This window comes from Polaribacter sp. NJDZ03 (assembly GCF_019263805.1).
Taxonomy (GTDB): Bacteria; Bacteroidota; Bacteroidia; order Flavobacteriales; family Flavobacteriaceae; genus Polaribacter.
The window spans coordinates 1,346,740-1,359,175 of the sequence record NZ_CP079195.1; the positions used below are offsets into that span (position 1 = coordinate 1,346,740).

The following is a 12,436-nucleotide window of genomic DNA, read 5'->3' on the forward strand; positions in this document are numbered from 1 at the left end:
CTTAAAATGCGTTAATTATTAATGTACAATTTCTAATAAAATAAATTGATTTAATTGTCTGCCGTACACCTGAAAATTATCATCAGCAACTAAAACTAAAGATTGATTTCCGTTTGCTAATTTGGGTCCAAAAGTAATCCCTTCTATGTTATCTATAATTCCGTCTGTTAAGTGTTCTTTTATGTCATCAAAATTTAATAATAAGCGCTTTTTAAGCGGAATAAATTTAGACTCTTTTAAAGAATTTACATTTAAAACGTTGGTTGTTTTATCGTCTATAATTGCATCAAAAATTCTTACAACATTTCCATAAGCTCCATAACCACTTTGATACGTTCTTTCAATAATAAAAAAGTGATTTTCTTTGTATTCTAAAATTGAAGTAACGCCATTTAAATTGATGTTCCCTTTAGATGGTTTTGTAATATGTTCTAGTTGATACGCAAATTGCTTTGTGGCTTTTTTTGATGTTTTATCAAAATATGTAATTCTAACCGGAGATGATGCTTTTGTAAAAGTAGGATCTTCTCCGTCTGTTGTTAAAGGACCTTCCATTGCCACCCAAAATCCTTTTCCATCCAAACTTTTAGACGAACCTTCAAAAACAGCATTGTGCTTTATCATTTTATTATCATTTAAACTTTTAGGAAGTTCGTAAGCGTCTATAAATTTTCCGTTTAGATCTGTCTTAAAGATAGTCGGACTTTTATCATTATTAATAGATCCTTCCCCAACAAAATAAACCTCTTCGGTTTCTGAATTTACAAAAATAGATTCTAAATCTAAGACATTTTCTTTATAATAAGATGTAGTGGTATCGTTTAGAAAAACAACATTTTCAAAATCTACTGTCTCAATTTTATTTTGTTTGATGCTAATTTTAGCTTTCACAAAACGCGGATTTCTAGCATCATCTACCACAAAATAATACGCGCCGTTTGCATAATCTACACCCGATAAACCACCAATAATTGAATTTTGAAACGAAATTGAATCTGCTAAAACAAATTCATCTAAAAAATTTAACTGCGTCTGCTTCGTATTTTTACAAGAGAAAAAAAGACTTGTAAGTAGCACACCAAATATTACTTTTTTCATTTTATTATAATTTTCTTCTGTTGTCGTCAGACTGCGTATCTATTAATTTATTATAAGGGTCCACGCCTACTTCAACCGGTTTTTCATTAACAATAATTGTAATCTTATTATTAATTTGTGTAATCTTATGTTTCTTTAAATACAGTTCTTTTTCCTTCGTTTTTCCATCTACTTCTTCTTTAGCAAAAACACCAATATCTATATAATCTTGCAAAGGAAGAGATAAAATTGGTTTGCTCATTTTTTCGGTTTGATAACGTAAAGTATCTCCTACTTTTTCTCCGTAAAACTTCTTTCCTTTTTCATCATTTCTATATTTAGAAACTTCAAATTCTATGTCTACTTGATATTTTCCATTTGCTAATTGGGTAGATTTTACGTCTACAATTCTATTTTTATAAAGCGTAATTGTTTCAAACATATCTTTAATTATATATTGTAACGAATCTGGAGTTACCTTTCTTATATAATTTACCATTTCTACAGAAGTTGTGTAAGGTGCTTCTTGAAACTTTACTTTTTCTACATACTTTTTTAAAGCGCCATTTAAGTTTTCTTCACCTATATAATCACTCAAAGCATAAAAAACCAAAGAACCTTTTTGATAACGGATATACCCTTGTCCGTCATTATACATTAACGCTTTTTCACGTTTTCTCTCCATGGTTCTTTGCATTAAATAACCATCTAAAGCTTCTTTTAAAAATGTACGCATTTTAGGTTTTCCATTTTGATGTTCTAACACTTTTAAAGAAACATATTCCGACAAACTTTCTGATAACATTGTTGCTCCCAAAACGTCTGCTCCTATTACTTGATGCGCCCACCATTGATGCGCAACTTCGTGAACAGTAACTGCAAAAGGATAATCTACGCCATCATCATTTGTATCATCTACAGCAGCAATAAACCCAAAACCTTCAGAAAACGGAATTGTATTTGCAAATGACTGCGCAAAAGTACCTTGAGTTCTTGGAAACTCTATAATTCTTAATTGTTTATGTTGATAAGGACTAAAATTTTTCTCGTTATAAGTAACCGAAGCTTTCATCCCTTTCATCATTCTATCTAAATTATAATCATGCGGTTTGTGATAGTAAATTTCTAAACTAATGCCATTCCACATTTCTTTTTTAACCTGATATCTTGCCGAATTAAATGCATAAAAATTCAACATTTTACTATCCATTTTATAATGGAAATATTTACGCCCTTCTGCTGTCCATTCTTTTTGCAAATAACCAGGTGCAATTGCAATCTGGTCTTCGGATGTAGAAACGGTTGCTTCAAAATCTATCCAATCAGAATCTTTAGAAATATACGTGTTTCCTAAAGCTGTAGAATCGGTTGGTTGTGCTTGTAAATTATTTGGTGGTAAATCGTATTTTTCACGTGTTTTATTATCTGTAAGTTCTCCTCCTGCAGAATATCCTAAAGAAGGAAACATATTACTGTTTATAAATGTTCCGTTTTCTCTTATTGGAGATTTTTGCTGAAACATGGTATTTTTATTACTTTTTAAATGCACTGTTAATTGCAAAGAATCTCCTGGTTGTATTCTATTCTCAAATTTGTAAATATCAAAATTGAAAATGGTGTCTTCTAAAACCAAGTTGTTTGGTTTATTAAACTCAAACGTACTTTCTAATGAATTATGATTTAAGAAAATACTATCAATTGCTTTATCCGTTTTATTTATCATTGTAAAAACAGCACTGGCTTTGTACGTTCTTTTCTTCGGATAAATAGCAACATCGGCATTAACTGCTACAATTCTTGGTTGTTTATAATCTTCGTATTTTTTATATTTTTTCTCCCATTCTACCGCATTTAATTCGGCTTGTTTAGATGCTGTATTTTCTTCGTCAGATTTTGTTGCTTGATAAATAGTAACTCCTAAAGTTAAAAAAGCCACTAAAATAACTGCTAAACTAATTTTTTGAGGTGTTCTAAATCTTGCTTCGGCTATTTCTATTCTTTCTTTAAAAGAACTTGGTAAACCTCTAACCCAAAATAAAATACTTGCTATCAGTAATAATGTCCCGCCTAAAACCCAGTATAATTTGTACCATAAATATCTAGACAATGCAGAACCGTAACCATTCATATCCGAATAACTAAAACCTGGTCCTTCGTTATATTTAAAGATTGCTAACTCAATTCCTATTAAATCTAAAAACGGAATTCCGATTGCAACAATCAATAAAACTAGTAAACCTAAATATTGATTTTTAAATAAGGTTTGTACAAATATTGCCAAGAAAGCCCAAATTACATAGTTTAAAAATTTTAACCCAAATAACTCTTTTATGTAATGACCAATCTCAAAATTATAATATCCTTGATACGCCTGAAACAACATACCAGAAACCATAATGACTGCCAATAAAACCAATTGCATTTTTAAAATAGCAATTAATTTAGAGAATAATAACGTCCAATTTGGTATTGGAGTACTATCTACCAAGTGGTTTATTTTTGCTGTTCTAGCTCTTTGTACCAACATACCTGCATATAAAAAAGTACAAACATTTATAACAAATAAGCTAAAAATACTACCTCCGCCTAACATTTGCCAAGTTACGGGCAGTGTATCTGTTCCAAAAATTTCACTAGAAACAAATAAGGTTCCAAATAACATTAATAGTCCTACAATAAGAATACAGATAAATGGTAAACTTTTAAAGATGTATTTAAAGTCGATGTTAGACAACCTCCACATCACTTTTAAATTCTGAATAAAAGAATAATCGTGTGTTACTTTTGGTAAACTAATTCTAGTAATTCCCCTGAAATTAGATTTTATAACTCTTTCTGATTTTGCTTTTCTAAAAGAAATTGTAATTGCATTCTGACTGAATTTAAAGTACTTAAACACCAAGCCAAAAACTAAAGAAGAAATTACCAACCAAAGCAAACGGTTATAAATAACCAATTCTTTAATAGGAATTTGCAATTCATTTTGTTCAGAAACGGTCCAGTATTTAGTATAATAAGAAGATGCAGAAGCCCCAAAAGGATCTAAAATTGCCAACAAAGTTGCGTGTTCTGGTTCAGATAAAATACTAGAAATTGCACCTTGTACAAACATTAAAATAATTACGGTAATAAAACCAGCAGCTACATTTCTAGAAAAAGTAACAACCGCAAAAACAACTGCTCCAAAAAACAATATATTGGGTAAAATGTACACCAAGTAAGTTGTTAAATACGTCATTATATTAAAATCGCCCACAATGTCTGAGTTGGTTCCTGGAAATCTAAAACCAATAATCATCCCAAAGGCAACCACCAAAACGATAGCAGAAACCACTACAATACCGCTAAAAAATTTTGCGAATAAATAATTGGCTTTTGTAAACGGATACGAATACAAAATGGTATGCATTTCACTCTTAAAATCTCTATAAATAGAAACTCCGATTATTGATGGAAATAAAAAGAATATTAAAACCGTAAATGCATTAATAATTCCTGTAACACCAATTGGCGAATTTACAATTCTAGAAGAACCTGTGGTTCCTGTAACTCCATCCCAAATACCTGCAGATGTTGCGGATAAAAAGAAAGAAATTAGTAAAAATATTGCTATGTAAATATAAAAGACAGGCTTGTTAAACCAGTATTTTAATTCTTGTTTAAAAATAGTTAAAAACATAATTTTGATATGTAAAAGTTGAACTGTTAAATTGTTTAGTTTTAGTTCTCGACTGCGCTCGAACGGACATTCTAATTATGCAATTACGGGTTCATCTTGTTTTAAAGCGATAAAATACACATCATCTAATTGCGGAGTTGCAGCAATAAAATCATCCGAAGGTTTTTCGGCAGCATGTACTCTAATATTTAACGTATTATCTTGATTGTAATTAGAAGATAAAATATTGTAGTTTTTCTCATTTTCTTCCAATGCGTCTCTCTCTATAATTTTTGTCCAAATAGTATTTTCTAATTCTTCTGTTGCTTTCTGTGGTGTAGAATGTTTTAATATTTTACCTCCGTTTAAAATTGCCATTTCATTACACAACTCTTTTACATCTTCTACAATATGTGTAGAAAAAATAACCGTACAATTACTACCAACTTCTCGTAAAACATTTAAAAAACGATGTCTTTCTGCAGGATCTAATCCAGCTGTTGGTTCATCAACAATAATTAATTTTGGGTTGTTTAAAAGTAATTGTGCAATACCAAAACGTTGTTTCATTCCGCCAGAATATCCTGCAACATGTTTATGTCTTACATCATATAAATTGGTAATTTCTAACACCTCTTTTACAATCGCTTTTCTCTCGTCTTTTTTTGAAATTCCTTTTAAAGTAGCAAAATAATCTAATAATTCTTCTGCAGACATTTTTGGATACACACCAAAAGATTGCGGTAAATACCCTAGCACTTTACGTAAAGACATATTGTCTTCTAAAACATTAATATCACCAAAAGTAATTGAACCAGAATCTGGACTTTGTAACGTTGCTATGGTTCTCATTAAAGATGATTTACCTGCTCCATTTGGGCCTAACAAACCAAACATTCCTGTACCAATTTCGATACTTAGATTATCGATTGCTTTTACGCCGTTTTTATAAGTCTTGGTTAAATTTTCAATTACTAACTTCATATTGTTGCTTTTAGTGATATTCGTTTGGTGATTAGTGTAAAAGTAAGCACTTTTGTTACACTTTTTTGTGATTATTTTAATGGAATTCCTAAAAAATCGTATTATTTTTACAATTGGAAATACAAAATGCTCTCCATACTTTTTCTTTTTCAAATCCATAAAAAGAAAACCTACAAACAGACATTTTAATTTTTAAATACTTTTCACACTTATAAACATATATAATGGCAAAAAAATCAATATTAAATAAAGAGTCACTTACATTTTTAGAAAAATATCTAAATAATGCGGCTCCAACTGGTTACGAATGGGAAGGTCAGAAAATTTGGATGGATTATCTAAAACCTTATGTAGACACTTTTATTACAGACACTTACGGAACTGCTGTTGGGGTTATAAACCCAGACGCAAAATACAAAGTAGTTATAGAAGGGCATGCAGATGAAATTTCTTGGTATGTAAATTATATTTCTGATAACGGATTGATTTACGTGATTAGAAACGGAGGATCTGATCATCAAATTGCACCTAGTAAAATTGTAAACATTCATACAAAAAACGGCATTGTAAAAGGTGTTTTTGGATGGCCAGCAATTCATACAAGAGACAAAGCAAATGAACAAGCACCAAAACCAGACAATATTTTTATTGATACAGGTTGTGCTACCAAAGCAGAAGTAGAAGCTTTAGGCGTTCATGTTGGTTGTGTAATTACCTATCCAGATGAATTTCACATCTTAAACGGAGACAAGTTTGTTTGTAGAGCTTTAGACAACAGAATGGGTGGTTTTATGATTGCCGAAGTTGCGCGTTTATTAAAAGAAAATAAAAAAGAATTACCTTTTGGCTTGTACATAACAAACTCTGTACAAGAAGAAATTGGGTTACGTGGTGCAGAAATGATTACACAAACCATAAAACCAAATGTTGCTATTGTTACCGACGTAACACATGATACTACAACTCCAATGATTGAGAAAAAATCTGCTGGTCTTTTAGAATTAGGTAAAGGTCCGGTTATTGCTTACGCACCAGCTGTACAACAAAAATTACGTGATTTAATTACAGAAACTGCCGAAAAAGAAAATATTCCTTTTCAACGTTCTGCGCTTTCTAGAGCAACTGGTACAGATACAGATGCTTTTGCTTATAGCAATGGTGGGGTTGCTTCTGCTTTAATTTCTTTACCATTAAGATACATGCACACCACTGTAGAAATGGTACATAGAGATGATGTAGAAAATGTGATTAAAATGATTTATGAAACATTATTGAATATTAAGGGTGGAGAGACTTTTTCTTATTTTGAATAAATAAAATACAGACACGAATTTCACAGATTCACACTGATAAAATTCCGTTTTGTCATTCCGAACGAAGAATGAGGAAGAATCTTATAATTACATAGAATGGTTATGAGATTTCTCATTAGTATATCTTGAGCAAAGTCCAAAGGCTTAAAAAAGCTCATTTAGAAATGACAAACTAGTTCTTATAAAACTCTATTTAGTGATAATTAGTGAAATTCGTGTCTTATAATTATGGATGAACTCTTAGACATATTAACTCCCGAAGGACAACCTACAGGAAAAACTGCTTTAAAATCTGAAGCACATAAAAACGGTTGGTTTCATGCCACGGTTCATATTTGGTTATTTACTTCGGATGAAAAAATATTGCTTCAAAAAAGAGCGTCGACAAAAAAAGTATTTCCTGGTCTGTGGGATATTTCTGTTGCAGGACATGTTGCTGCTGGTGAAGATATTTTAACCTCGGCAAAAAGAGAAGTTTTTGAAGAAATCGGGTTACAATTAGAGACTAAAGACCTTATTAAAATTGGCACAAGAATTCATCAAGTTTCTCATGCAAACGGAATTCAAGATAACGAACATCATCATGTTTTTATCGCAGAATTAAAAGTTCCTTTATCAACACTAACTATTCAAGAAGAGGAAGTTGATGCTATCAAATTATATGATTTATCAACTTTAAAGAATACCGAAAATCTAGAAAATGTTTTACTCCCTAGATTTCATGCGTATTATTGTTCGGTTTATGATAAAATTATAAATTACATTTAAAAAGGTATATCAAAATGAAAAAAAATAAGGTTATCAATTTATTTGGAGACAACAAAGACATTAAAAATGCAGCAGTAAAATATTCTGCATTACTTGAAAAATTTATGTCGCCATTTGCAAAAGAGTTTGTGAATTTTGAATATCAAGAAGATATTTTTGAGTTTGCCATTAATGCTTGGAATTTTGGGAATATGAGTTCTATTCTTGATAATGATGAGTTCGAGGAAATAATATCTAATGCAAAAGATGATGCTATTAATTATGATTTATTGCGAAAGATGATTGCATATAAAAGTCTAAATTTTGAAGAGTTTTCTAATTTTATAATTGACTTTGATATAAAAACAACAAATAAAAAACTCTCTATAACCGTAGTTACAGAAAATGAAGAGACATACATGACTAATATGTTACTTCAATCTTCAGAAACAGAACTCACGGAAGACGAGTTTGATGAAAACTACATCAATAGATCTGCAATTTCTATTAAACCCTTGCAACCTTTTATAGATTGGCACAATGCTATTTATACAGACGCTACCATTGATACAACAGACTTTAATGATATAAATATCTATTTAATTACCAGCACTAGTTATGCAGATATTGAGGCACATCTAAAAAAGAAATTTGATAAATATTTTATGCTCGAATTAGAGGGTTGGCATACAAACAAAACAGAATGGCCTCAAAGACGTAATTACAAAATGTTTAAAAAATGGTTTGAAGTGACTATTTCTACAGCTGTTTTTGATTTAGAAAAATCACCCGTTAGCAAAAGCGAATTCTAAACAAAAGTATTTAACCTTCTAGATTTCATACGTATTGTTGTTTGTAGTATAAAAAGCGCATCAAAAACTAAAAAAAAGATGAAAAATTCAATTGCAGAACGTGTGTATGATTTTTTAAAAAACTACCCTCCTTTTAACTTATTAGCTCCTAAAAAAATACTTGAAATTGCTACTGAAGTTTCCATCATCTATTTAGAAAAAGGAAAAGTTATTTTAAACGAAAATGATAAAATTCACAAACATTTTTACATTGTAAGAAATGGCGGAATTAGCTTGTATAAAAATTCTAATGACAAAAAAGTACTGGTAGATATTTGTGATAGTGGAGACATTTTTGGCTTAAGACCCTTAATTAGTAAAGAAAACTATTTACTAGACGCAATTGCCAATGAAGAATCTATTGTTTATGCTATTCCTATTGAAATTTTTGAAGCTGTCTCAGAAAAAAGTTTAAAGATTAATAAATACCTATTAACTTCTTTTGCTTCTAATTCTTTTGATCCCTATACAAATGAACAAAATAACAATGTTTTTACAGATTATATAGAGAATGATAATTTGGCTTATTCTAATTTACATTCTGTAAATTACACCAAAAAACCTTTAAACTGTACCATTAAATCTACAGTTAAAGAAGCGGCAATAAAAATGAGCAATCAAAAAATTGGCTATATTATTGTGGTTGATGAGGCTTGCGTTCCTTTAGGGATTATTACAAATGGAGATCTTAAAAGCAAAATAGCAACAGGCCTTTTTTCTATAGATACCTCTGTAAAAGAAATTATGTCATCTCCAGTAATTACACAATCTAAAAATCTTACTGTTTTAGATGCTCAGTTACAAATGATAAAACACAAGGTAGGCCATTTATGTATTACCGCAGATGGAACTAGTAATTCTAAACTGTTAGGAATTTTAACGAACCATGATGTTTTAACTTCACTAGGGAATAACCCTATTATTATTTTAAAGGAAATTAAACGTGCTAAAAAAACGAAAGAGATTCGTGAAATTAGAAACAAAGCAAACCTACTTTTAAAATCTTATTTAGAGCTAAATATTCCGTTATCGCATATTTCTAAGATAATATCAGAAATAAATGATGGAGTTGCCATGAGAGTTATTGAGCTTTCTTTAGAAAAGATGGAAACGCCTGCACCGGCTAAATTTACTTGGTTAACATTAGGTAGTCAGGGTAGAAAAGAACAGCTTTTATATACAGACCAAGACAACGCTCTTATTTTTGAAGATGTTAGTAAAGAACAGTACGCAGAAACAAAAGAATATTTTTTAAAACTAGCAGGTCATATCACTAAATCATTGCATAAGATTGGCTATGAATATTGTCCTGCAGAAATGATGGCAAGCAACCCTAAATGGTGTTTATCATTGTCTGAATGGAAAGATCAATTTAACGAATGGATTTTAAATATTGATGGAGAAGCCATTTTATTATCGTCTATTTTCTTTGATTTTAATGCTATTTATGGCGACTTCTCAATGGCAAGAGCGCTAACCAAAAGCATTTTTAAAACACTAAATGAAAGGAGTCTTTTATTTGTTTTTTTAGCAAAAGAAGCAGTTGCAAGTCCATCGCCTTTAGGCTTTTTTAAACAATTTTTATTAGAGAATAATGGAGACCACAAAGATTCTTTTAATATAAAACAAAGAGCCTTAATGCCATTAATTAATGCAGCAAGACTTTTAACACTCTCCAATAATATTTTCGAGATTAACAATACTGCTCTCCGTTTTGAAAGATTAGCAGAAATAGAACCTCAAAATAAAGAGTTGTATCAATCTTGCTCTTATGCTTTTAAAGCTTTGCTAAAATTTAAAACAAAACAGGGAATATTACACAACGATTCTGGTAAATTTATTCAATTAGAATCTTTAACAAAAGAAGAAAAGCTACAACTAAAAGGGTGCTTTAAACCAATTAGAGAGATTCAAGAAGTACTTAGCGTTAAATTTAACTTATCCAATATCATATAATTATGAATTTTAATTGGTTTCGTAAAAAAAACAAAAAAGTGCCACCTGCCTTCTTTTTAGAATATGAAAAAAGTATTTTAAACACAGAAAAACTGCCAATTAATGAAACTCGGTTTGTAGTTTTTGATACAGAAACAACTGGCTTAGACAAGAAAAAAGACAGAGTTCTATCTATTGGTGCCGTAGCTTTAATTAATAATACTTTAAATGTAAATGATAGCTTTGAAGTGTATTTAAAACAAGAAATATTTAATCCAGAAACGGTACACATTCATGGAATTTTAAAGGAAGGTAACACTACAAAAATTACAGAATTAGAAGCTTTAAAACAGTTTTTAAAATATATTGGCAACTCGGTATTGGTAGGTCATCATGTTGGTTTTGATGTTGCTATGATTAACCAAATATTATTGAGAAATAACTTACCAGGTCTTAAAAACAAAACGCTAGACACAGAGTATTTGTATAGAAAATCTAAACATACTATTTATAAAAACACATTGCCAGAAGAGCGTTATACTTTAGATAAATTGTGCGATGAATTAAATGTTTCTAAAAGCGATAGACACACCGCAAGTGGAGATGCTTTTATTACAGCAATTATCTTTTTAAAAATAATGTCTCGTTTAGATAAAAAAGGCAACCTAAAATTTAGAGAACTACTTTCTTAGGTAAAAACACCTTTTAAAACATTAAAAAGAGCTATAAAAATCAAAATTATATTATGTATATTTTTGATTTTTATAGCTCTTCTAATTGAAAATACATATTAAAAAAATACTAATATTCTAATCCAATAAGATCTCTTACCTCATCTAAGGTTTTAATCAAGTTTTTAGAGAAATCAAACGTCATTATATCACTTTCTTTTTTACCTGCTCTTAAAAGGTTATTAAAGTGTTCCGTTTCAAAATTATAACCAATCGTTTTGTAGTTAAAATCGATGGTTTCCTCTTTACCATTTTCTGTAATAGTTACAGTTGTAGGCATATGAAACATCGTGTTTATTTTTATAATACCTCTTTCGCAAGTAAAAATTGCTTCTGTAGCAGCATCTTCTACCAATGTAGTTTTTAAAATTGCTTTCTGGTCATTATAAGTAAACAACATATTACACGCAGAGTCTGCTCCGTTATCAAAAAAAGTAGCATCTGCTTCTATAGAATTAGGAACTCCTAAAGTAGATAATGCTGCAAAAATTGTATAAACACCAATATCTAACAAACTACCTCCACCCACTTCTTTTTTAAATAATCTGCTCTCATTATCAAATGTGCTAGAAAAACCAAAATCTGCTTCTAGTTTTAATACCTTTCCAAATTTCTCATTTTTAAGACTTTCTAAAACATAAGTATAATGTGGTAAAAAATAAGTCCATAATGCTTCCATTAGCAAAACGTTATTCTCTCTAGCAACCGCAATCATTTCTTCTACCTCTTGTAAATTCATTGCAAAAGGTTTTTCGCATAAAACCGCTTTTTTGTTTTGTAAACAAAGTATCGCGTTCTCCTTATGAAAACTGTGTGGAGTTGCAATATAAACCGCATCTACCTCAGCATCATTCGCTAAATCTGAATAAGAAGCATAGGCTTTTTTTGAGTTGTATTTTAGTGCAAACTTATCTGCTTTTTCTTGACTTCTAGACGCCACAGCAACTAATTCTGCATTTTCTACTGTTGCTAAATCTTCAGCAAATTTATGAGCAATATTACCTAACCCTATAATTCCCCATTTAATCGTTTTTTTTTCCATTTTAACATTTTTAAATTTTGACATTTTTAAATTTGGCTAAAGCCAATATCATGTAATTCTTTGTTAACACAGGCTAAAGCCCATGTCTATTGAATATA

General features: G+C 30.2%; 9 protein-coding genes. 5 read left to right on the forward strand and 4 right to left on the reverse strand.

Annotation, left to right across the window (positions count from 1 at the left end; all coding sequences use genetic code 11):
• Positions 1–18: 18 nt before the first annotated feature.
• The 3 genes from KV700_RS05760 to KV700_RS05770 form a co-directional block, all read right to left on the reverse strand.
• A complete protein-coding gene (locus KV700_RS05760; protein WP_218599479.1) occupies positions 19–1,098 on the reverse strand; it encodes an esterase-like activity of phytase family protein in 1,080 nt (359 codons plus the stop codon).
• A 4-nt stretch (positions 1,099–1,102) separates the two neighbouring features.
• Complete coding sequence (locus KV700_RS05765; RefSeq protein WP_218599480.1) at positions 1,103–4,756, reverse strand: M1 family aminopeptidase; 3,654 nt, start codon at positions 4,754–4,756, stop codon at positions 1,103–1,105.
• A 75-nt stretch (positions 4,757–4,831) separates the two neighbouring features.
• A complete protein-coding gene (locus KV700_RS05770; RefSeq protein WP_166381690.1) occupies positions 4,832–5,719 on the reverse strand; it encodes an ATP-binding cassette domain-containing protein in 888 nt (295 codons plus the stop codon).
• Between the two features lie 224 nt (positions 5,720–5,943).
• Between KV700_RS05770 and KV700_RS05775 the strand changes: the two genes are divergently transcribed.
• From KV700_RS05775 to KV700_RS05795, 5 genes are all read left to right on the forward strand, one after another.
• Positions 5,944–7,032: a M42 family metallopeptidase gene (locus KV700_RS05775; protein ID WP_218599481.1), complete on the forward strand. Its 1,089-nt coding sequence runs from the start codon at positions 5,944–5,946 to the stop codon at positions 7,030–7,032.
• 228 nt (positions 7,033–7,260) lie between these two features.
• Positions 7,261–7,800 carry an NUDIX domain-containing protein gene (locus KV700_RS05780; RefSeq protein WP_218599482.1) on the forward strand — a complete coding sequence of 180 codons (540 nt, stop codon included), beginning with the start codon at positions 7,261–7,263 and terminating at the stop codon, positions 7,798–7,800.
• Positions 7,801–7,814: 14 nt separating this feature from the next.
• Positions 7,815–8,591, forward strand: coding sequence for a hypothetical protein (locus KV700_RS05785; RefSeq protein WP_218599483.1), 777 nt, complete (start codon positions 7,815–7,817; stop codon positions 8,589–8,591).
• A gap of 78 nt (positions 8,592–8,669) precedes the next feature.
• Positions 8,670–10,586: a DUF294 nucleotidyltransferase-like domain-containing protein gene (locus KV700_RS05790; protein WP_166381682.1), complete on the forward strand. Its 1,917-nt coding sequence runs from the start codon at positions 8,670–8,672 to the stop codon at positions 10,584–10,586.
• Between the two features lie 2 nt (positions 10,587–10,588).
• Complete coding sequence (locus KV700_RS05795) at positions 10,589–11,257, forward strand: PolC-type DNA polymerase III (protein WP_218599484.1); 669 nt, start codon at positions 10,589–10,591, stop codon at positions 11,255–11,257.
• 109 nt (positions 11,258–11,366) lie between these two features.
• Here KV700_RS05795 and KV700_RS05800 read toward each other — a convergent pair whose 3' ends face one another.
• A complete protein-coding gene (locus tag KV700_RS05800; protein WP_218599485.1) occupies positions 11,367–12,338 on the reverse strand; it encodes a Gfo/Idh/MocA family protein in 972 nt (323 codons plus the stop codon).
• Positions 12,339–12,436 lie beyond the last annotated feature (98 nt).

Coding starts and splice junctions, on each gene's coding strand:
- KV700_RS05760 (WP_218599479.1), bottom strand. CDS start 1,098: ATGAAAAAAGTAATATTTGGTGTGCTACTTACAAGTCTTTTTTTCTCT.
- KV700_RS05765 (WP_218599480.1), bottom strand. CDS start 4,756: ATGTTTTTAACTATTTTTAAACAAGAATTAAAATACTGGTTTAACAAG.
- KV700_RS05770 (WP_166381690.1), bottom strand. CDS start 5,719: ATGAAGTTAGTAATTGAAAATTTAACCAAGACTTATAAAAACGGCGTA.
- KV700_RS05775 (WP_218599481.1), top strand. CDS start 5,944: ATGGCAAAAAAATCAATATTAAATAAAGAGTCACTTACATTTTTAGAA.
- KV700_RS05780 (WP_218599482.1), top strand. CDS start 7,261: ATGGATGAACTCTTAGACATATTAACTCCCGAAGGACAACCTACAGGA.
- KV700_RS05785 (WP_218599483.1), top strand. CDS start 7,815: ATGAAAAAAAATAAGGTTATCAATTTATTTGGAGACAACAAAGACATT.
- KV700_RS05790 (WP_166381682.1), top strand. CDS start 8,670: ATGAAAAATTCAATTGCAGAACGTGTGTATGATTTTTTAAAAAACTAC.
- KV700_RS05795 (WP_218599484.1), top strand. CDS start 10,589: ATGAATTTTAATTGGTTTCGTAAAAAAAACAAAAAAGTGCCACCTGCC.
- KV700_RS05800 (WP_218599485.1), bottom strand. CDS start 12,338: ATGGAAAAAAAAACGATTAAATGGGGAATTATAGGGTTAGGTAATATT.